This is a genomic window from Flavobacterium lindanitolerans, assembly GCF_002846575.1.
GTDB lineage: Bacteria > Bacteroidota > Bacteroidia > Flavobacteriales > Flavobacteriaceae > Flavobacterium > Flavobacterium lindanitolerans.
In genome coordinates this window covers 73,111-94,403 of record NZ_PJND01000011.1, presented here as the reverse complement: position 1 = coordinate 94,403, position 21,293 = coordinate 73,111, and the positions used below count along the sequence as shown (strand labels likewise).

Here is a 21,293-nt window from a genome sequence, read left to right as displayed (position 1 = left end):
AGGAGCAAAAAAACAGTATTCAGGAGTGAAAATGGCGTTTTTGTCGACAGCGGTTGAAATTAAAAGGTTCTTGATTATCTTTATTTCTTTTTAGCGATGGATAATTTTAAAAAAATATCGGAATATGTCCGGACTCACAGATTAGCACAGCATCTCCTATTCTGGTTTATTATAGTAATAACCTACATTCCGGTGGGTTTGTTAGATGAGAGTCACGATCCGCTGGGAGTAATTTTGTTATTCAATTTTTGCATTCATATTCCGCAAATGCTGGCAGCTTATTTTCTTGCGTATTATTTGCTTCCAAAATTTATATTGAAAAAGAAATATTTCCTGTCCGTAATTTTATTTCTGCTTTCGTTTTATTTATTTTCTGCCCTTGCCAGAATTTTGACAGTTCATGTAGGAGAGGAACTGGTCAGAACACGACCTTTTGAACAGGAATCAGTTTATGAAATTCTTACAGACATCCATTCGTTGGTGGCTAAATATTTTCCTGCCGTTTTTTCAATCTCCTTTCAGTTTTTATTTGTGAAATATTTTGTCAATAACGAGCAGAAAAAAAACGAGGCAAGGCAATTAGAGCAAAAAAAAACAGAATCGGAACTAAAAATGCTGAAGGCACAATTGAACCCGCACTTTCTGTTTAATACGCTGAACAATATTTATTCGCTTTCTTTAGATAATTCCCCTAAGACAGCCAGTGCTATTGGAAAGCTCTCTGATATTCTGGATCATGTTTTGTACAAATGCAATGGTCAATTCGTTTCCTTGTCAAACGAAATAGAACTGATAAAAAACTATATCGAACTGGAGAAATTGAGATATGACGATAGGTTAGAAATTACTTTTGATACTGCTATTGAAAATAATATTGAAATACCGCCATTGTTGCTTTTGTCATTGGTGGAAAATGCCTTTAAACATGGTGCGGGAGAAGATAGTGGTTCTCCAAAAATAGGGATTTCTATTACTCAAAAAGGGAATCATTTTTCATTTGAAATTTCAAACACGGTTTCAAGCGATTATGTAAGCAAGGACAGAGAAAAAATAGGGTTGAACAACATAAAGAAACAACTTGACCTGATCTATGCCGGTAATTATTCATTGGATATAAAACAGGCTTCAAATTTGTTTTCAGTAGTTTTACAAATCAATCAAAATAATAGCATATGAAGATTAAATGTCTGGTAGTTGATGACGAACCGCTGGCAATTCGGTTAATCGAAAAGCATATCGCAAAAATAGACAATTTAGAAGTTGTTGCCACCTGTAATACGGCATTGAAAGCCTTTGAGATATTAAATTTGCAAAAGATTGATTTGATGTTTCTGGATATAAAAATGCCTAACATTACGGGAATAGAATTTTTAAAAAATCTAAAAAATCCGCCCAAAACCATACTAACCACCGCTTACCGGGATTATGCCCTCGAAGGCTATGATTTGGGAGTTGTGGATTATTTGCTAAAGCCAATTACTTTTGAGCGTTTTTTCAAAGCTGTTGACAAATTTTTAAGCACAAATACTGCTAACATTGAAGTAAAAACCAAAGAATCTGTTCCGGATGAATTTATTTTGGTGAAATCGGGAATTAAAAACTATAAAATTAATACCAACGATATTATCTATATTGAAAGCCTGAAGGATTATATAAAAATCAATATGACGGGCGATAAGAATATTACCTCAAAATATAAAATAGGAGACATTCAGCAGGAATTAAATCAGGATAATTTTTTGCGAATTCATCGCTCCTTTATTATAAATACTTCAAAAATTACTGCCTTTACATTAAATGAAATTGAAGTTGGCGGTATTGAAATTCCTATTGGAGCCAGTTATAAAGACGATGTTTTATTGTATTTGGAAACACTAAAGAATTCAAAATAATAGTTGCTGAATCGTAATGAGTGAGCCCCCGGATTGGGGGCTTTTTAATTTTTAAATATTTTTATTGTTTTAAAATTATTCTAAAACCGAATATATTTTTATTAAAAATACTTATCTTTCTTTTGTATTTAACTGATTTGTAAAACAATATTAAATTCAAAGGATAAATTTTTAAGAATATCTGTTCCGGATTTAAATAAGCCGCTTATGAAAAAAACTACTTTTCTTCTTTTTCTTTTCTTTTTATCCACAACTGTCTTTTCCCAGAAAGATATTTTCAATGTGGCCCGAACCGGAACAGTTGATGAGGTAAAGACATTGATGAAACATAGCCCTGATTGTATAAATGACTTATCGCCCGAAGGCTATTCCCCGTTAATTTTGGCCTGTTACAGAGGCAATACGTCGGTTGCAGATTTTTTGATACAACACGTCAAAGATATTAATGCTGTTAGCGGTATGGGTACAGCCCTGATGGCGGCTTCCGTAAAAGGAAATGTAGCAATAGTAAAAAAGCTGCTTGAAAAAAAAGCAAATCCGAATATCCCGGATTCTAACGGAACTACAGCCTTGATATACGCTTCGATTTTTAAGAACTATGAAATTGCCGCTTTCCTGATAAAAGCGGAAGCAGACCCGTATGCTAAGGACAACAGAGGAAACTCCGCACTTGATTATGCTATACTGTCTAATGATGACAAGCTGATACAAATCCTAAAAACAAAATAATATGAGAAAAACTACTTTGGCCTTTTTTACAACACTACTTTCGGGTTTCGCTTTGAGTGCCCAGACTTACAGCACGGGAACCGTGACTTTGACCTCCGGATTTACTGCTACCATAGAAGTAAACAGCAGTTTAGTTACGCTTACTCTTGTAGGGCCGTCTACTGATTGGCTCGGCTTGTCTTTTAATGCTACGTCTATGAATGACAACGGAAGTGATGTAGTGATTTTTGACGGAACCGCTATGACAGACAGAACATTTGCCGGAATAGGAGCTACGCCGCCATTGGATGCCAGTCAAAACTGGACGGTAACTTCAAATGTGATTAATGCCGGTGTAAGGACCGTAACAGCTACACGTGCCCGTGATACCGGCGATTCTAACGATTATACTTTTAGCACTTCGGCACAGCCACTCAATCTGGCTTGGGCACACAGACCGGGAAGTTTGGCAATGGGCTATCATGGTCCTGGAAATAGTGGTGCCACTGCAGCTAATTTTACATTGGGTACAGAAAATTTTACTGCTGAATCGTTTAAGATGTATCCCAATCCTGCCAAAGGTTTTACAACATTGGAGCTTCCTGATTTTGTGTCAGGCGGTGAAATTAAAGTGTATGACAATTTAGGAAGAGTAGTAAGAGTACAGGCAATTTCGGAATCTCAAGTTACAATAAATACCTCAGATTTGACTACAGGATCGTATATGGTGGTTGTGAGGACAGATTATGGAAACGCAACTAAAACCTTGATAGTGGAATAATTTAAAAGTCCAATTCGTAAGTTTAAACAGGATAGACTGATTATAAGGAATAAAAAAAATCCCGAACATCATTCGGGATTTTTTTTATTGATTAATGTGTGTTTATTTTTTAACGAATTTCTGGGAGAATTTTTCACCGTTGCTGTTCTGTAGAACCATCATATAGTTTCCTACAGATAATGACTGGATATCGATAGTATTGTCTTTGATTTTTACATCAGAAACCATTCTTCCGTTATAGTCATAAATTTTTGCATCGGTAATGTCATATTTCATTTCGTTCAATTGAATTCGGATTTGATTGGATGCCGGATTCGGATAGATTACAAACATAGCGCTGCTTGCTTCGGTTACGCCTAAAGTTGAACCTTCAGTAACAAGCAACCTGGAATTTTTAGTTGGATTTGAGATTACATCTATCAATCCTGAAGGCCATTTTATAATTACTTTTTCAATAGCTGTAGCTGTTCCTATTCCAAAATGAGTATTTAGGGTATTGGCAAATTCAAAACCTTCGCCACTTCTAACATCACGGATTTGTTTGCCCCATTCTCCATAAAGTTCTACCCTGGCTCCAATACCATTTCCGTTGCTTTGAACACCTTTAAGGTTTATTGTAATCCAGTTATTGTCATTTCCCTGGTTGAGGTAAATGGTATTTTCTGATTGTACGTCAAGGAAACCGTCGTTATTTAAGTCTCCAATGGAACCATTAGGTGGCGCACCACCAGATTTTGTAAAGGTCCAGTCACCATTGTTAATCATAATAATACCACCCGGACCATATACATCAATAAATCCGTCGTTGTTAAAATCACGGGCAATATATTCTCTTCCCATGTTATTGTATGTGTCAAAACCAGAACCCGCAGTTACGTTAGTGAATGTACCATTTTTATTATTACGCATCAGTTTTTGTGCTGTTCCTCCAGCATTTGAACCAATTAAGACATCCATATAGCCATCATTGTCAAAATCTCCGAAAGCACTTGACCATGATTGATCAGGATCCGCTAATCCGGCTTCAGCGGCTACATTGGTAAAAGTTCCGTTTCCGTTGTTTCTGTGAAGCTCATCAGTACTTGCTGCCGGGTTACCGCCTCTACATTTTGCAATGAAAAGGTCCTGATCACCATCGTTGTCATAATCTACGAATATTGAACCGTAATTTCCTCCGTTTGGATAATCGCCCATACCTCCCTGGTGGAAGATAAGGTTTCCGTTTCCGTCGTTGAGGTAATAAACGTTAGGGTTAACATCATGGCAGACAAAAGCATCAAGATGACCGTCATTATTAATGTCTACAAAATTGGAACGCTGACTGAAAATAGATTGAGGACCTGATATTGCAGTGTAGGCTGTTCCTGTGCTGTTCGCTTTAAGGAAAGTCACACCATTACCGGCACCAAATAATAAGTCATTATAACCATTTTTGTCAAAATCACCAGCTGTTACGCTCCATGAAGGCATAAAAGTGGCATTTGTAGTAGGTACGGTTGCAGAAGTAAATCCGCCGGCAGCGTTTTGGTAAAGGATATTGAGATTGGTACTGCTGATACCAACAATGTCATCTAAATAATCACCATTCATGTCTACCACACAATTTTTATAACTTCCAATAAGGGTAATAGATTGAGCATTAAATCTAACAATCTGCCCGGGAACTTCCGGCTGTTCCGGAGTATAAGGGCCTTCTGCAAGAACAAAATCAAAACCGGTGCTTTGCCATTTGTTATCAAAAACGATATAATAGGTGGTTCCGGCCGTAACGTTAAAAGTGTGAGCAGATAAATATCCGTTTCCTAAATTTCCACTATCATCATCTCCACCGGCGCAAGTCAAGGCTCCGCATGTGCCTCTGTAAATGTGAAATCGGGTGTCACCACCAATATTGACCAACAGGTCTGTTGTTACGGTCACAGAAGTACTGGTAGTTGGTGTGTATTTGTACCATTCAGAATTTGGTGCGGTTCCATTTCCTGCACATATACCATAGGTGTTGGCACTTCCGTTGATCTGATCAACTCTGTATCTTCCCGCAGTAATAGTCAGGGCAGATTGACAATTATCTTGTGCCTGAGCAAAAAATGCGGAAAAGGCAAGGATAATTAGGGGTAATTTTTTTTTCATAATTTGTTGTTTGTTTATTAGTTACATCTTGTGTCTAAAGAGCTAATCCATTGGTTAATCATTTCGACAGCTTCTTCATGTACAATCGTTCTTCCGAGTAAAGGCATTCGTGTTGACTCGTTTACAGATTCCAGTCGGAAAGACATTACAGATCTTCCAGGGCTTCCCGGCGCTACAATGTGTGATAATCCACTGCCGACATTGTCAACGGGAACCATACAAACCCCCATATTAGATATGTCAGAAGTTTCACTGAAGGCAAAACGCATATCACGATAGGAGCAATGGCTGCCCTCTTGATGGCAGTGGGCGCAATTAATGTCAATATAGGATCGTACTCTTTTTTCTAATGGTTGTGATGTATCGTTCCATCTTACAGTCGATACAATATTTCTAGGATAATTATTATCCAGATAGCCTACTTCGGCCCATTTTTCCAATTGATTTTTACTGCCTGAACCATAATTTATCGCGAAGTTCAAGTTTTGAGGTTTTGGTCCAATTGGAATAGCCTTGTCAACTGATTTATGACAGGTCAGGCATTCACCTCCTGCAGAGGACGGAATGCGATAATTCGCAGTTTTTATAGTTGCTCCCTCTCTCCAGGTAATTTCTGTGAAACTGCCGTTAGGATCGAGCGTGGCTTCGGTTTGTTCTGCATTCCATACATAATTGGCAAAAATCCAGCCTTCTTCTTTTCGGATCATTACCCGGGTTTCAATAATACGGATGGTATTGTTAGGCTGTACATTATCATAATAAAAGGTCTTTATTAATGCCGTGCCAACAGGGAAAACCAATGTTTTTCCGTCGCCGTCATAAACAGCTTTTTTGTTTTTTGGCATCCATACAAATCTCTTTTTGTGAGCATAATCTGTGAAAAGTTGGCTGGCTGGCTCATAGGGTAATACGTCAAGTGACGGAACCTGATTTTTCATCGTTCCTTCAAAGAATTTGTAGTCTGATAATTTTGAATAAGGAACGGCAGCAAGATCAACTACAACCGGTGAGGTGGGTTCTGGTATAGGCACATAATCGTTATCGGAACCGCATGAAAGAAAGGCAAAGAAAAGTAGTAATAATAGTGATTTCTTTAAAAAATAGTTTTGTTTCATAGATTTGCTGTCAAAAAATTAGGAAATAATATAGCAAATATATAATAAAACTATAAAGAAAATAATTTTATAATAAAAAAGTTATGGCCTTGATACTAAAATATTTGAAACCCTTTTATAAATGGATTTTGATGTCCATGTTTTGAATTTCCTGTAGCATATCCAGCGAAGTATGGTCAAATAAAACCTCCTGTTCCCTGTGCTCTTTTTTGGATCGGATTCTCCTGAGGGAATCGCAAAAACGACGCACTTCTTCTGCTGTTGTAAGCGTTAATCTTGGTACGGATACATTTTTGCCCGAATCATCTTTTGCGACCATAGTGAAGTAGGACGAATTGCAATGTTTTACTTTTCGGGTCTGTATGTTTTCTGCTGTAACACGAATGCCAATTACCATCGAACTGTTGCCAACATAATTAACAGAAGCTTTTAGTGTGACCAGTTCGCCAATTTCTATGGGATTAAGAAAATCTACAGTATCTACGGAAGCGGTAACGCAATAGGTTCCGGAAAATTTTGAGGCGCAGGCAAACGCAATCTGGTCCATCAGAGACAAAATATAGCCGCCATGAATCTTGCCGCTAAAGTTGGAATGTGAAGGTAACATCAATTCGGAAATCGTGATTCGCGAAGATTTTGGGGTTTTGTAAATCTTGTTCATGATAAAAAGGAATTAATTTTCAGTTTCGTCAGTTTCTGCTCTTCTCAATATATTTTCAGGAAGTGATTTTTTGGCTTTGGCTCCCATTTTTTTCAATCGTTCTACGCTGTTGATAAGGTTGCCCTTTCCGTCAAAAAGTTTGTTCATTGCACCCTGATATTCTGTTTTTGCTTCGTCCATTTTTTTGCCAATCTTTACCAGATCGCTCACAAATCCTTCAAATTTGTCATAGAGAGCTCCGGCTTGTCGGGCTATTTCAAAAGCGTTTTCCTGTTGCTTCTGGTTCGTCCACATGCTATCAATAGTGCGTAAGGTTGCCAAAAGGGTAGAAGGCGTTACAATCACGATGTTTTTCTCGAAAGCTTTGTTGTATAACGTGGCATCCTCGTTTAGGGCTATGGCAAATGCGGGTTCCATAGGGATAAAGAGCAGGACAAAATCCGGGCTTTCTATTTGGTAAAGGTCGTGGTAATTTTTAGCGCCCAGTTGCTCTACGTGTCTCCTTATGGAATTTAGATGCTCTTTTAAAAAAGAAGCTTTCAGGATATCATCTTCCTCATTGATGTATTTTTCATAGGAAATCAGTGATACTTTCGAATCCACAACCATTTTCTTTCCGTCGGGAAGATTGATTACAACGTCAGGAAAAACACGTGTTCCGTCTTCGGTTATAAAACTTTGCTGTACTTCATATTCTCTCCCTTTTTCAAGACCTGATTTTTCAAGTACTCTTTCCAGAATCAGCTCGCCCCAGTTTCCTTGCATTTTGCTGTCACCTTTTAAGGCTTTTGTAAGGTTGAGTGTTTCCTTGCTCATCTGTTCGTTCATTTCACGAAGACCCAATATTTGCTGACGAAGTGCGGCATGATAGTCAATGCTTTCTTTATGTGTATCTTCTACTTTTTTCTCAAAAAGCTGGATTTTGTCCTGAAGAGGGGAGAGAATGTTTTTTAAGTTCTCCTTATTTTGTTCTGTGAATTTTGAAGATTTCTCTTCCAGTATTTTGTTGGCAAGGTTTTCAAACTCCTTTGTGAATTTTTCCTGTAATTGCTCTACCTCCTGTTTTTGTTCCTTGTTTCGCTCCCATAAGTTTTCGAAATCAACTTCTTTTTTAGAAAGCTGAATAGCGAGGGCTTCTTTCTCAGCACGGAGGTTTTCTCTTTCCATTGCAGTTTGCTGCAATTGATTTTCTGTATTTCTGATTTCGTGCTGATGCTGTTGTCTTAATTGTTCCATCTGTGACATCAGTCCGTTTACCCTTTCTTCAAGGCTTGCTTTTTCTGATTTTGCGTTGGCTGAAAACAATGCTTTTCCAATAAAAAGACCTATGGCTAAGGCAATTATGAAAGCAATGATAGTGATGATTGTATCGTTCATTTTAAATTTTTTGTAGCGATAAAAGTAAGAATAAATTATCAGCTTTCATTGCCCTTATTCGCTGACCTGTAATTTCTGATAATTGTTAAAATTCACGAATTTGTTCCCTGTTTTGGCTTTTAGGATTTTGTTTTAATAATAAAATTCATATCTTAGTGAAGTATAACGATGTAAATAATATTTAATACAAATCTTAGTCCACGTATTAAGATGTTATTTGCATGAAAATAATTTTTCATGAAAAAAACTACATTACTGTCAGGTGTAAGACAAGACTTTACACAAATCAAAGGTTTATTTTTTGGCGCATTTTTATTGGCGTCAATTACAGCTCAATCACAATCTTATTGTACGCCGGAGGAAGGAGACTGCACCGATGGCGATGAAATTGTAAATGTTACTTTTGCCGGGATTAACAACTCTTCTGCCTGCTCAGAATTTGGATATGGAGATTATACTGCCGGAACAGCAGCTAGCGTTGTTGCAGGACAATCGTATAATATTTCGGTAACAATTCCTCCACACATTGGAACCCAATATGTGGCTGCATGGCTCGATTTTAATGATGATGGTGTTTTTGATGCGTCAGAATTTTTTACAATAGGAACTTCACCGGCTGCAGGCTCTGTGGTGACAGCTTCTATCGCAATTCCGGTTTCGGCTCCGGCAGGAAATATCAGAATGAGAGTTAAGGCACAGTATGCACAAGCAATCGCACCAACAAGTTCTTGTGCTGAACCTTATCTGGGATATGGAGAATATGAGGATTATGCTGTAAATGTTACTGCTGGAACAGCATGTACGGGTACTCCGGCAGTAGGTGCGGCAACTTCTACACAAACTTCTGTATGCGGTCAGACTTCTTTTGTTTTGAGTGCATCTGGTGTCACTCCGGCAGCGGGATATTCTTACCAGTGGCAATCGTCTCCAACAGGAACAGACCAATGGACTAATTTGGGTGCTGCACAAAATTCTCTAAGTTACACCAGAACAGGCCAAACGCAGGCTACTTTCTATAGAGTTGTCATAACTTGTACAGGAAGCGGTTTGAGTGGAACTTCAACAGCAGTTTCTGTAGGACAAAATGCGGTTGATACCTGCTATTGCATAAATACGATCAACTTTAATTGTACAGATGGGGACGTAATTACTAACGTTACTGTTGGAACCATAAATAATAGTACAACTTGTGGCAATGCAACAACAGGATATACCAATTATAGCGGTTCGGTTACACCTCCGGTATTTAATATTGGAGCAACTATCCCGGTTTCTGTTTCTGTAGGACCATCAGGCGATGGCTGGTTATATGAGTCAGTTGGCGTTTGGATTGATTATAACAAAAACGGAGTTTTTGATGAAGCAGAGTATAACTATATTGGTACTGGTTTGAATCAGGCTGTTACCGGTAGCATAACAATTCCTGCAACAGCGGTAGTAGGTAATACCAGAATGAGAGTTGTTGTTGCGGCATCTGCTGCAGAATCTTTCGGACATCAATTTGCTTGCGGGCCTGTAGCGGCTAACAATAATTATGGTGAAATGGAAGATTATACGGTAACTATAGCTCCGTCCCTTTCAACTCCAGCATTTGAAAATGCTTCGGTTTCTGTATATCCAAACCCAACAAACGGATTGGTGAATGTTCAATTTGCTACCCAAACGGCAGTTGATGCAATTAATGTATATTCTGTTTCTGGCCAGTTGGTTTATTCTAAGCAATTTAACACGGCATCAGACAGCTATACTGTTGATTTACAAAAAGCGGCTACCGGTGTTTATATTATGAAACTGGAAGGTGAAAACGGAACAATAGTTAAACGTTTGGTTAAAAATTAGTTTTTCCGGAATTCTAAATACTAAACCGCCTCCTGTAGGCGGTTTTTTTTTGTAATATAAATCTTAGGATAATTTAAAGACGAACTGTATCTTTTAGAACAATTGTGCTATTTGGGGGTTTATTTTGGTATTTTGTCGATTTTTTAATTAATTTTTAAGAAATAGTTCTTATTATTGTGGTCTACCCCCTAAGTTCTTATCAATGAAACCACAAAATTTGACTTTAGAAAAAGTTACAGATTCCCCTATTAATTATGAATTTGTAACTAACGTTGCCACGCGTATTATCAAAATCTTTTTTAGAACCGATAAAACCATCAGGCTGATTTACTCCAATTATTCCAACAAACACTTCTTTGGAGATAAATTTATCATATTAGACTACCGTTTCCGAAATGCCTTATGGTATAAAGTAGGAGACAAGATTACTGAAAAAAGACACTTCCTGCTTGAAAAGCCGGAGATGCCGCAAAAAATTGTACTTACTGTTTACGGTTTTTTTAGGAAAAAAATGTACCTGCTGGATTTTTCGGCTGCAGAATATATTGATAGCAGTACTTTCTGTGTTGAATTGAAAAAGTCATCCCGTCAGGATTTTGAGAATCCGGTTTTAGGCTAAAAGTATCTCGGAATTATTCCCGGAATTAATTATTTTTATAGGATGTAACCAATTCACTATCCTATGAAAACGCAAAGCTATTCCAATCATATCCGTTACTATGCCCCGCACCATTTCGTTTTGTATCCCCTGCTTCTGATTTTGTTGGGGACAGCGATTTATTTTATTTTTAGCAGAGAAGCAGAAAGGGCAATCTGGATTTTTATCAGTATTGGATTGTTCCTGATTTCCTGGCTGGCTTTTATGCTGCGGCAGCATTATGCCCTTACATTACAAGACAGGATTGTCAGGCTGGAATTGCGCTATCGGTATTTTGCATTGACGGGTGAAAGACTTGAATTGTTCGAAAATCAATTATCCCAAAGTCAGCTGTTTGCGCTCAGATTTGCACCAGATGATGAATTGCCGGGTCTTTTAAAAAGGGCGTTACAGGAAAATCTTTCAGGTGATGCCATCAAAAAAAGCATAATCAACTGGAAGCCTGACTATCACCGGGTATAAACTTTAACAAACAATTCACGATTTATTTTTATAAAATGAAAATGCCTATGCGTAAATTTATACTTAGCCATTTTCACACTAAAGAATATAATTATGAATTTTACTACACACTGGTTTATTGATCCCGATCATTCCAACATAGAATTTCGAATCAGACATTTGCTGATTTCGCATATTTCAGGAGCTTTCAAGATTTTTAATGGAAAGATGACAACGAAAAATGATGATTTCGAAACGGCTGAAATAGCGCTGTCTATTGATGTTTATAGTTTTGATACGAACAACATCGAAAGAGATGAACATATCAAGTCAAAAGATTTTTTAGACGCCGACCAGTTTCCTGAAATTAATTTTAGCTCAACAAGCCTCAAAAAAATAGAAGGTGACCATTATAAGCTTACAGGAAACATAACCATTAAATCTGTAACCAGAGAAATTGTCCTGGATGCTGTTTTTGGCGGACAGGCAAAAGATGGTTTTGGTAAAATGAAAGCCGGATTTGAAATCAGTGGAAAGCTTGACAGAAAAGATTTCGGGATTTTGGCCGATGATGTGACTGAAAGCGGACATTTGATAATAGGCGAGGAATTAAAAATCCATGCCAATATTGAATTTGACAAAGAAGAAGATTAATCAGGGCTTTATTTCATATTGCCCCGATTTCTCTTGTTTTCCGGATGTGACGAAGGATAACGGTTAGGATCAATATCCGAGTTTTTATCCCGGTTCTCCGGATTTTTTTTGTTTTTCAGGTCTTTATCTGTTTTGAGGTTTTTTCCAGGACGGGCTCTTTGTACAATATCAGTATTGCCATCCGCATCTTTTTCTATTTCTGTTTTTAATTTCCCTTTGGAGGGGTTATAATTTTCCGGAAGATTTTCTCCGCTAAAACCTTCGTTGATTTCTCCTTTTTGTTTTTCCTGTTCACCGTTCCATTTTTTATTTCCGATGTCTTTGCCTGATGTTGCCATAACTTGATTTTTTGGTTCTACTTGTTAATTTACGACGATATAAAAACAAAAGCCACAGCTTTAACATTGCTTTAATTTGCAGTTAATAGTAAATTTGCAGCAAAAATATTTTATGTCCGCCCACAAGCATTTTTTATTGCATAAGCCTTATGGCTATCTCAGCCAGTTCATCTATGAGTTAAAACGAAAGAAAAAACTGTTGGGAGAACTGTATGATTTTCCGGAAGGCACAATGGCAATTGGCAGGCTGGATGAAGATTCCGAAGGATTACTGCTCTTGACAACAGACGGATTGATGAGTGAATTGGTGAGAAGCAAAAAAGTAACCAAAGAATATTATGCACAGGTTGACGGGTTAATAACAGAAGAAGCCATCGAACAGCTTAAAAAAGGAGTTGAGATAGGTTTTGACGGAATACGATATGTCACCAATCCCTGTGATGCTTTTAAAATAGAGGATCCCGGCTTTGAACCCCGCTCTAAAAAAATAAGAGACGAACGCCACGGCCCTACCAGTTGGATTTCCATTACGTTAAATGAAGGAAAGTTTCGCCAGGTCAGAAAAATGACATCAGCCGTAGGATTTCCAACACTCAGATTGATAAGGATTAGGGTAGGCAATGTGTATCTCGACAATCTAAAGTCGGGAGAAGTCAAAGAAGTCAACCAATTCTCACTATAATTAAAAATTGAAATATGCTGAATATTGTTCTTGTAGAACCAGAAATACCCAACAACACGGGCAACATAGGTCGTTTGTGCGTTGGCACAGGCAGTCGCCTCCACCTTATCCATCCTTTTGGCTTTCAGATTACGGATAAAAATCTGAAACGCTCCGGTCTTGATTATTGGGTACACCTGGATTGGAAAGAATACCAGTCTGTTGAAGAATGGATGCAGCAAATACCAGACATGTCCAGGGTTTTTCTGTTTAGTTCCCATAGTGAAAAATCATATCTGAAGGAATCTTTTCAGGATGGCGATTGGCTGGTTTTTGGAAAAGAATCAGTCGGGTTAAGTAAAGAGGTTCTGGATAAATTCGAAAACCATCTGACTATTCCTATATCGCCTTTGGTAAGGAGCTATAACCTTGCAAACTCAGTAGCCTTTGCAATAGGTGAAGCCAAAAGACAGATTTCCATCTAAAAACAGTATATTTGGAGGAAGCTTTTTCAAATATCTATGATTGACAAATCCTACCTTCGCAGTTCTATTTTCAGACATCTCGACGGCCTGGCTGTCGCTCCTGTTGCTATTGCTTTAAAAAATAAGGGAGTTCTCGAATATATATTGGAGAACAGGCAGGCCAACCTGACCGAATTAAAAACCAGATTCAAAGCCAATGAAGGTTACCTGAATGTTGGTTTGCGCGTATTGTGCTCGCAGGGTTTTCTGGATTATCATATTGACAATGCTACGGATGGCATTCATTTTACTATAAATGATAAAACACCAACAGCATTTTCAATGGTACCTCTTTATCAGGATGCGGTTGACCTTTTGCAATTTTCAACACAATTCCATCCGAGAATTTTTGAAGATGCCCCATTTGAGAGATTGGACCAGATTTTTGAAAAATTTAAGCTTAATTATGGAATTGATTTTTCTGATGATGTTCTGGAAAATGAGGTACAGAAACAAATCCTCAAACATATTGAAGGCTACCTCATAGGGCCAACAATTGTGCGGTTGGCCATGAACGGCATGTTTCACAAATATTTTATGGAAACTTCTTTCAGGCCGGAAGAATTTCATAAGAACCCCGAAAGCTTTAAAAAAATATTAAACTTTTTTACCTATTTGGATTGGTTTCGGGAAAAGAACGGGAACTATCAATTTACGGAAACCGGACTGTTTTTTGCCAAAAGAGCGAGTGCTTATGGCGTTACGGTTTCATACCTGCCTACATTTGCCAAAATTGAAGAGCTGATTTTTGGTGACCCGAACATATTGCGAATGATAGGCGATGGTGAAAATGAAATTCATGTTGACCGCGAAATGAATGTTTGGGGAAGCGGTGGGGCACATGATACTTATTTTAAAATTGTAGATGAAATCATCATACAGCTTTTCAATCGCCCGATTGAAGAACAGCCTAAGGGAATTTTAGATATGGGCTGCGGAAACGGTGCTTTTTTACAGCATATTTTTGAAGTCATTGACAGGCAAACATTACGAGGAAAAATGCTTGATGAATATCCGTTGTTTCTTGTGGGAGCCGACTATAATCAAGCGGCCTTGAAAGTAACCCGGGCCAACCTGATTAAGGCTGATATCTGGGCTAAGGTAATTTGGGGTGATATCGGTAGACCCGACCTGTTGTCGCAGGATTTAATGGAAAATTATGCCATCGACCTGAAAGATTTACTCAATGTCAGGACCTTTCTTGACCATAACCGTATTTGGGAAGAACCCAGGCATATTTCAAAAGACAGAGTAAGTAGCTCTACCGGGGCTTTTGCCTTCAGGGGAGCCAAAATCCCGAACAACAAAGTGGAAGATAATCTTTTGGAACATCTGCAAAAATGGTCACCTTACGTTAAGAAATTTGGGCTTTTGTTAATAGAACTTCATACCATCAACCCGGCACTTGCGGCTAAAAACATTGGAAAAACGGCAGCAACTGCTTATGATGCCACACATGGATTTTCCGACCAATATATTGTAGAAATAGACGTGTTTAATAAAATAGCGGCAGAAGCAGGCTTGTTTCCGGACAAGGCTGTTTTTAGAAAATTTCCTGATTCGGATATAGCTACGGTAAGCATTAACCTCCTGAAAGGAAATTAAGTCCTGGCAAAATAATTCATATACCTGAAGTAAGAATCCAATATGATGCCTACGGTTTTCTCAATGGATGGTTTTACATCCTGAAAGCCATCTTTTGTTTTTCCATCGGAGGTGAGATAATCAGTAATGCCTGATTTCAATAATGTTTTTTTGGAATAAATTTCAGTAATCTGAAAAGAGAGTACATACTCATTTCCTTCTTTGGCAACTTTGATGCGGTATTTTACTTTTTGAAAAAAAGTGTCTCCAAGGCTTCTGTAAAAAAAGGCATTGTCTCTGAAAGCATCAATTGTCAGTGAATTTTCAGTTACTTCTGAAATATCTGCCTCACCACGGCTGAACTCCTGTATCCAAAGCTGTGTACCTTCAATAAATTTCTCATTAGTCATAGCAGGAAGTTTTCCCCTTAGCGGATTGGGTTCAAATCCTTTTGGAGTCAATTCCAGCCGAACCTGGGAATTGGTTATAATTGAGGTGAAGAGGAATATGATAGAAAGACAAAATTTCATCGAATCTGCTTTTAGTGTCTTATCAAAGATAGGCTATACGGCGATGATTTTATAGATTTTTAAGAATAAATTTTGCCTTTTCTGTATCAAAAATGATGTTTTCGTCTTTAAATAGAGAATTCAGTATTCCTGTCCGGATTAAGAATTCAGGTGTTCCCTGCAACGTCTTTTCAGGAATCATTACAATCATTTCATCACTCAGTTGTAGGGCAAGGTCTAAATCGTGGGTTGAAAACAAGATGCATTTTTGCGTTTCTATAGCCAGTTTTTTGAGCAGTTTTAATAAAGAAACTTTGTGAAGAAGGTCTAAATGTGTTGTTGGCTCATCCAGAATAATCAGGGGAGTGCCTTGAGCCAGTGCTCTAGCTACCAGAACTTTTTGTAATTGTCCGTCACTGATTTCATAATGTTTTTTATGAGCCAGATGGCTGACCTGTGTCAGTTCCATGGCTTCCCTTATTTTTTCCCTGTCGTATGCTGTTAGTTTTCCAATCCAGTTAGTATAGGGCTGTCTGCCCAAAGCGACCAACTCAAAAACGGTAAGATTGCTAGGGGGCAGGCTCTCAGTCAATACAATACTAAGCTGTTGCGCTAAAGCCGACGGACTGTAGTTCCTGATATCTTTTTCGTTCAGTATCACATGGCCTGAAAGCGCTTTCTGGATTCCGGTTATCGTACGGAGTAAAGTCGATTTTCCTATGCCGTTAGCTCCAATTAAAGAAATCAGTTTTCCTGCTTTTAAATCCAAATCGATATGAGAAGCAATGGTTTTTTTCTCCTTTTTTGAGATATATCCAATGCTCAATTCTCCCGCTTTTAGTATAGTCTTCCCTTTATTCATCAAATCATAAATTTTCGTTTACGAACTAAAAGCCACACTACGATTGGTGCGCCTACAATAGACGTTATCGCATTGATGGGTAGAGTAAAGTCGTTTCCCGGCATTTGTGAAACCGTGTCGCAGACTAACAGGATAATGGCGCCAAAAAGGAGCGTGCCCCAAAATAGTATATAATGGCTGCTGGTTTGAAAAACCATTTTTGAGATATGCGGAACAGCAAGCCCAATAAAAGCAATTGGACCTGCAAAGGCAGTAATGCTACCTGCCAGCAGGCTTGTAGCTATAATAATAATCAGTCGTGTTTTTTTGAAATTAATACCGAGGCTTTTGGCATAACGCTCACCCAAAAGCAGGGCATTTAAAGGTTTGATGCACAAGGCGCTCAATAGAAGCCCGATTAAGCAGCATACGGATAGAATCAGAATGTTAGTCCATGACAGATTACCAAGGCTGCCCAATGACCAGAAAGTAAATTTTTGCAGTTCTTCTGCTGTGCTGAAATAAGAGAGTACACCAATAATTGCACTGGTAAAACTTCCAAACATTAAGCCTACGATAAGAATAGCCATCGTGTCGCGAAGCCTTTGCGAAACAACCAATACCGCTAACAATACCATAAGGCTGCCCAAGCAGGAGGCCAAAACAATTCCGTAGGAAGAAAGAAAAAATACGCTTAAAAAAGAGGGAAGCAAGCCCGAACCTAATATTATAAAGGCAACACCAAGACTCGCTCCGGAACTCAATCCTAAAACATAAGGGCCAGCCAGCGGATTTCGGAATAATGTCTGCATCAGCAAGCCGCTTATTGATAAGCCCATACCCACTAATATAGCTGTTATGGCCTTAGGCAATCTGTAGTTCCAGATAATGATTTCCCATGAATTTTTACTGGCTTGCCCGCCGGAAAGAGAACTGGCAATGTCGGCAACAGGAATATGGACGGAACCTAAACTGATGTTCAGCAAAAAACAAACAGCCAGACAGACAAGCAAAGCTGTGAAAAGAATCCTATTTCGGTTATCTTGCTGCAAAATCGTTGATTTTATTTTAATTTTTCAAAAATATACAGTTCGTAGTCGGGAAGGAGTTCAGGATGTAAAATCCTGATGAGGTCTTTCAGGATGAGGTCAGGACGATTGGACGCCAGTTCATAATACAATATGCCTCCTGTTTTCCCTTTTTTACTGCTAAAAGAATAGATGTTTTTATCTTTAAAAGCTTTGAAATGCGCATAATTAGGATTGCTTTCTACCATTTCCTTAAACGTGGTAAATTGGGCCGGACCAATCCAGAAATCAACATTTTCGGCTTTTTCCATAACGGTTTCAAAAGAAAGTGCAAGACTTCCTGTTCCTTCACTATCAGCCCAAAGATAAGCCGCATTAGCATCTTTAAGGAATGATGCTGCCCAACTGTTGCCCCGTGGCATATACCATTGCTCTTTATAAATGGCACCGCTCAGAACTGTAGGTTTGGTTTTTGCCTTTTTGGCCAATTCTGTCGCTTCTTTATAGGCTGTTTCTACTTCTGTAAACAAGAGGTCCGCTTTTTCGTCCATTCCATATAAGGCACCAAAAAACTTAATCCATTCGGCTTTGCCCAAAGGTGATTCTTCCATCCAATCTCCATTAAAAAAAACTTTCAGTCCGCTTTTCTGCAAATTGTCATATGTTTTGGTATCACTGCCACTACTGTAACCTACAAGGACATCCGGGTCAAGGTCAATCAGCCTTTCCGTATTGAGGCTCTGGTTGGCTCCAATTTCGGTAACCTTACCGGCATCAATAAGTTTTCTGGTCTTTTCTGACGAAATGAGGTTGGTGTCAGGAAAACCAAGCAAAGTATTTTCAACTCCCAACATCTCTAAAGAGGGGATGTGCGTTGTTGAAGTCACCACAATGCTCTTGACAGGGACTTGAAGTGAAGTATAATTTTTTAAACTATCCGGCAATGAAACTCCTTTTTTATGAAGTACATAGGTAAAGGTTTTATTTGCCTCCGGCCAGGGATTTGAAACTTTTACGATAGAAAAATTTTCATATTTGTAAATTTCAAATCCTTTGGCGTAACGTATGCTATTTTGGGTTTTTACTTCAGAAATGCCGGAACTGACAGGTTCATTTTTTTTACATGCAACGGCAAAAAGCAATAACAGGAACAAAGAATATTTTGAAAGAAATGATTTCATAAAAAAGTTTTTGTGAAGACCGCAAAGATAAAAGTTATTGTATTGAACCGACAGCAGTTTTTTGATTTTTCAATCCTGGGAGGAACTTTACGGCTCTGCAGGCATCTATTTCACGCAAAACTCAGAGCCGCAAAGCAATAAAAATATAAAACTTATTGGTGTTTGTTCTTGGGATAAGATAATTGATTAATAAAAAAATCTGCATTGTAAAAATGCTTTGTAATCGAATGAAAAAATAAAAATAAAACAAAAAATACCACTCAAAAACGCATTCCATTACGGTTTTTTGAAAAAATAAAATCAAATGCTTTATATTTGCATTCGAATTAAGGTTGTGATTGAAATGTTACAAATCACATTAAAAGGGAATTTGGTGTAAAACCAAAGCTGTTCCCGCAACTGTAAGCTATTTAGCTCGCTGTTATCTACAAACCACTGTCCTCATGGATGGGAAGGTAAACAGCAAGACGCAAGCCAGGAGACCTGCCTTTCTTCTTAACAATTATCAAACCTTCGGGAAAAAGGTTTCGAAAATTATGATTTTTAGAAAGCTATACCTGTTTTTGTTTTTCTGTATCTGCCAATCTGCATTGGCACAATATGACAGCATCCATAATTTAAAAGTTGTAGAGATTTCAGATTTACAGCTTAAGGATTATTCGGATTCGCAGTCTGTATTGAAATTAACGGATTCGATTATCAACAAAAACCAATCTTCGCTTACTTCATTACTGAATTACAATTCCGTAATCTATTTTAAAGAAAACGGTCTTGGTATGGTTTCTTCTCCTTCTTTCAGGGGAACAACTGCGCAACAAACTGCCGTTGTCTGGAACGGAATCAATATCAATTCGCAATTGAACGGGCAGACTGATTTCAATACTATTACCACAAGAGATTTTAATTCGATTGCTGTTCGTGCCGGAGGAGGAAGTTCAATTTATGGAAGTAGTGCAATTGGCGGGAGTATCCATCTCAATAACACGATTAATTTTGAAGAGCATTTTTCCAATACACTTCGGTTGAATTACGGGAGTTTCAACACCTATGGTGGAAACTACAAGATTGATGCTTCTGATGGAAAATTCAGCGTTCAGGTAAGTCTTTCCAGAAATAGTTCGGATAACGATTATGATTATGTAGATGCTGATGGCAAAAACCTGAACGGCCAATATTATAATACCAGCCTGAATGCGGCGATTGGCTACAAGATTAATGATGCCAATTTTTTAAAACTATATAGTCAGGTGTTTGAAGGCGAGAGGCATTTTTCGCTGATTTTTCCCTCTGAAATCAGGACCAAATACCAGGACCTGAATACCCGAAATTTACTGGAATGGGATAGTTTCTTTGGCAAATTTGTTTCCAAAGTAAAATTTGCAGCCTTAAGTGAAAAATATAAATATTTTAGCAATATCAGTTCCAATGCCTACACCTTTGGGCAGGTTAGAACCTATATCGGGAAATATGACCTTGCTTTTGATGCCGGTAATGCCATTAAGTTGAATGCGGTTGTCGATTTTACACAGAACAAGGGAGAAGGTTCTGATATTAAAAATGAACAGAGAAACATTGGTTCTGCCAGCCTGCTGTTTAAGCACAAGCTGACACAAAAAATACTTTATGAACTCAGTGTCAGAAAAGAGTTAACCAATAATTACAAAAGTCCGTTCTTATTTTCTTTAGGGACGAAATGGGCTGCTTCTGATTTTTATACCTTAAAATTAAATGGTTCCAAAAACTTCAGGGTGCCCACTTTTAATGACTTATATTGGCAACCGGGCGGAAATGAAAACCTAAAACCAGAATCTTCCTATCAGGCAGAAATAGGGAATGAGTTTCGTTTTGCAGGTTTCGAACTTACATTAACCGGTTATTATATCGATATTAAAGACATGCTGCGCTGGATTCCAAACGGTTCTGTCTGGTCGCCTCAAAACACCGACAAAGTACGTACCTATGGAGGTGAAGCACTGCTTACATGGTCTAAAAATTTTGGAAATCATCACTTGCTGTTCAATGGGACATATGCCTATACCGTTTCGGAAGACATGGAAAAAAAGAAGCAATTGATTTATGTTCCTTACCATAAGGCTACATCGTCATTGAGTTATTCATGGAAGAAACTGGCTGTGGATTACCAATGCCTATATAACGGTGAAGTCTTTACAAGGTCTGACAATAATTCAAGATATAATATCGATGCTTATTTTGTAAGCAATGCCTCTGTCAGTTACGATTTTGGAAATAAGAATTCCCGGATTGTAGGTTTTCAGGTGCTGAATCTTTTGAATGAAAACTATGCCAGTGTGGAAAGCAGGTTTCTACCCGGAAGAAATTTTAATATGTATCTAACTTTAAATTTTTAAAA

General features: G+C 38.1%; 21 protein-coding genes and 1 riboswitch. Of the genes, 12 read left to right on the top strand and 9 right to left on the bottom strand.

Annotation, left to right across the window (positions count from 1 at the left end; translation table 11 throughout):
• Nucleotides 1-96: 96 nt before the first annotated feature.
• From B0G92_RS15900 to B0G92_RS15885, 4 genes are all read left to right on the top strand, one after another.
• Complete coding sequence (locus B0G92_RS15900; protein WP_245867920.1) at nucleotides 97-1,176, top strand: sensor histidine kinase; 1,080 nt, start codon at nucleotides 97-99, stop codon at nucleotides 1,174-1,176.
• Nucleotides 1,173-1,892: a LytR/AlgR family response regulator transcription factor gene (locus tag B0G92_RS15895; protein ID WP_101472972.1), complete on the top strand. Its 720-nt coding sequence runs from the start codon at nucleotides 1,173-1,175 to the stop codon at nucleotides 1,890-1,892. Before B0G92_RS15900 ends, B0G92_RS15895 begins: the two co-directional genes overlap by 4 nt.
• A 207-nt stretch (nucleotides 1,893-2,099) precedes the next feature.
• A complete protein-coding gene (locus B0G92_RS15890) occupies nucleotides 2,100-2,621 on the top strand; it encodes an ankyrin repeat domain-containing protein (protein ID WP_101472971.1) in 522 nt (173 codons plus the stop codon).
• A gap of 1 nt (nucleotide 2,622) precedes the next feature.
• Complete coding sequence (locus B0G92_RS15885) at nucleotides 2,623-3,381, top strand: T9SS type A sorting domain-containing protein (RefSeq protein WP_101472970.1); 759 nt, start codon at nucleotides 2,623-2,625, stop codon at nucleotides 3,379-3,381.
• A gap of 102 nt (nucleotides 3,382-3,483) precedes the next feature.
• Here the strand turns inward: B0G92_RS15885 and B0G92_RS15880 are convergent, their stop codons facing one another.
• The 4 genes from B0G92_RS15880 to B0G92_RS15865 form a co-directional block, all read right to left on the bottom strand.
• On the bottom strand, nucleotides 3,484-5,511 hold the full coding sequence (locus B0G92_RS15880; RefSeq protein ID WP_101472969.1) for a T9SS type A sorting domain-containing protein: 2,028 nt from the start codon (nucleotides 5,509-5,511) through the stop codon (nucleotides 3,484-3,486).
• 17 nt (nucleotides 5,512-5,528) lie between these two features.
• Nucleotides 5,529-6,626, bottom strand: coding sequence for a hypothetical protein (locus B0G92_RS15875; protein WP_101472968.1), 1,098 nt, complete (start codon nucleotides 6,624-6,626; stop codon nucleotides 5,529-5,531).
• A 115-nt stretch (nucleotides 6,627-6,741) separates the two neighbouring features.
• Entirely contained in the window at nucleotides 6,742-7,287 is a 546-nt protein-coding gene (locus tag B0G92_RS15870) for an acyl-CoA thioesterase (protein ID WP_101472967.1), read from the bottom strand.
• 12 nt (nucleotides 7,288-7,299) lie between these two features.
• The gene (locus B0G92_RS15865) at nucleotides 7,300-8,664 is read right to left on the bottom strand and encodes a DNA recombination protein RmuC (protein WP_056072795.1); all 1,365 of its coding nucleotides are present in this window, start codon (nucleotides 8,662-8,664) and stop codon (nucleotides 7,300-7,302) included.
• 237 nt (nucleotides 8,665-8,901) lie between these two features.
• On the opposite strand from B0G92_RS15865, the gene B0G92_RS15860 reads away from it, so the two are divergent.
• The 4 genes from B0G92_RS15860 to B0G92_RS15845 all read left to right on the top strand — a co-directional run bounded on the left by B0G92_RS15860 (nucleotide 8,902) and on the right by B0G92_RS15845 (nucleotide 12,256).
• The gene (locus tag B0G92_RS15860; protein ID WP_101472966.1) at nucleotides 8,902-10,503 is read left to right on the top strand and encodes a T9SS type A sorting domain-containing protein; all 1,602 of its coding nucleotides are present in this window, start codon (nucleotides 8,902-8,904) and stop codon (nucleotides 10,501-10,503) included.
• Nucleotides 10,504-10,705: 202 nt separating this feature from the next.
• Nucleotides 10,706-11,122, top strand: a complete 417-nt coding sequence (locus B0G92_RS15855; RefSeq protein WP_101472965.1) for a hypothetical protein — start codon at nucleotides 10,706-10,708, stop codon at nucleotides 11,120-11,122.
• Nucleotides 11,123-11,185: 63 nt separating this feature from the next.
• Nucleotides 11,186-11,623 (top strand): DUF6526 family protein, encoded by a 438-nt coding sequence (locus B0G92_RS15850; protein ID WP_101472964.1) that lies wholly within the window; start codon nucleotides 11,186-11,188, stop codon nucleotides 11,621-11,623.
• 93 nt (nucleotides 11,624-11,716) lie between these two features.
• Nucleotides 11,717-12,256 carry a YceI family protein gene (locus B0G92_RS15845; protein WP_056072783.1) on the top strand — a complete coding sequence of 180 codons (540 nt, stop codon included), beginning with the start codon at nucleotides 11,717-11,719 and terminating at the stop codon, nucleotides 12,254-12,256.
• 8 nt (nucleotides 12,257-12,264) lie between these two features.
• On the opposite strand, the gene B0G92_RS15840 is transcribed toward B0G92_RS15845, so the two are convergent.
• Entirely contained in the window at nucleotides 12,265-12,594 is a 330-nt protein-coding gene (locus tag B0G92_RS15840) for a hypothetical protein (RefSeq protein ID WP_101472963.1), read from the bottom strand.
• 112 nt (nucleotides 12,595-12,706) lie between these two features.
• Here B0G92_RS15840 and B0G92_RS15835 point away from each other — a divergent pair, with 112 nt between their 5' ends.
• The 3 genes from B0G92_RS15835 to B0G92_RS15825 are packed head-to-tail and all read left to right on the top strand — an operon-like array spanning nucleotide 12,707 to nucleotide 15,384.
• Nucleotides 12,707-13,276 carry a pseudouridine synthase gene (locus tag B0G92_RS15835; protein WP_101472962.1) on the top strand — a complete coding sequence of 190 codons (570 nt, stop codon included), beginning with the start codon at nucleotides 12,707-12,709 and terminating at the stop codon, nucleotides 13,274-13,276.
• A 14-nt stretch (nucleotides 13,277-13,290) separates the two neighbouring features.
• Nucleotides 13,291-13,740, top strand: coding sequence for a tRNA (cytidine(34)-2'-O)-methyltransferase (locus B0G92_RS15830; RefSeq protein WP_101472961.1), 450 nt, complete (start codon nucleotides 13,291-13,293; stop codon nucleotides 13,738-13,740).
• Between the two features lie 36 nt (nucleotides 13,741-13,776).
• Nucleotides 13,777-15,384, top strand: coding sequence for a class I SAM-dependent methyltransferase (locus B0G92_RS15825; RefSeq protein WP_101472960.1), 1,608 nt, complete (start codon nucleotides 13,777-13,779; stop codon nucleotides 15,382-15,384).
• Here the strand turns inward: B0G92_RS15825 and B0G92_RS15820 are convergent.
• From B0G92_RS15820 to B0G92_RS15805, 4 genes are read right to left on the bottom strand one after another with little or no spacing between them, the layout of a single operon-like run.
• On the bottom strand, nucleotides 15,381-15,893 hold the full coding sequence (locus tag B0G92_RS15820) for a hypothetical protein (protein WP_101472959.1): 513 nt from the start codon (nucleotides 15,891-15,893) through the stop codon (nucleotides 15,381-15,383). The genes B0G92_RS15825 and B0G92_RS15820 overlap by 4 nt on opposite strands.
• Nucleotides 15,894-15,942: 49 nt before the next feature.
• Nucleotides 15,943-16,734 carry an ABC transporter ATP-binding protein gene (locus B0G92_RS15815; RefSeq protein WP_101472958.1) on the bottom strand — a complete coding sequence of 264 codons (792 nt, stop codon included), beginning with the start codon at nucleotides 16,732-16,734 and terminating at the stop codon, nucleotides 15,943-15,945.
• Nucleotides 16,734-17,765 (bottom strand): iron ABC transporter permease, encoded by a 1,032-nt coding sequence (locus B0G92_RS15810; protein ID WP_101472957.1) that lies wholly within the window; start codon nucleotides 17,763-17,765, stop codon nucleotides 16,734-16,736. Before B0G92_RS15810 ends, B0G92_RS15815 begins: the two co-directional genes overlap by 1 nt.
• Before the next feature lie 11 nt (nucleotides 17,766-17,776).
• Nucleotides 17,777-18,922, bottom strand: a complete 1,146-nt coding sequence (locus B0G92_RS15805) for an ABC transporter substrate-binding protein (protein ID WP_101472956.1) — start codon at nucleotides 18,920-18,922, stop codon at nucleotides 17,777-17,779.
• Nucleotides 18,923-19,234: 312 nt separating this feature from the next.
• Nucleotides 19,235-19,427, top strand: a riboswitch (cobalamin riboswitch).
• A gap of 31 nt (nucleotides 19,428-19,458) precedes the next feature.
• On the opposite strand from B0G92_RS15805, the gene B0G92_RS15800 reads away from it, so the two are divergent.
• Nucleotides 19,459-21,291, top strand: coding sequence for a TonB-dependent receptor plug domain-containing protein (locus B0G92_RS15800; RefSeq protein ID WP_101472985.1), 1,833 nt, complete (start codon nucleotides 19,459-19,461; stop codon nucleotides 21,289-21,291).
• Nucleotides 21,292-21,293 lie beyond the last annotated feature (2 nt).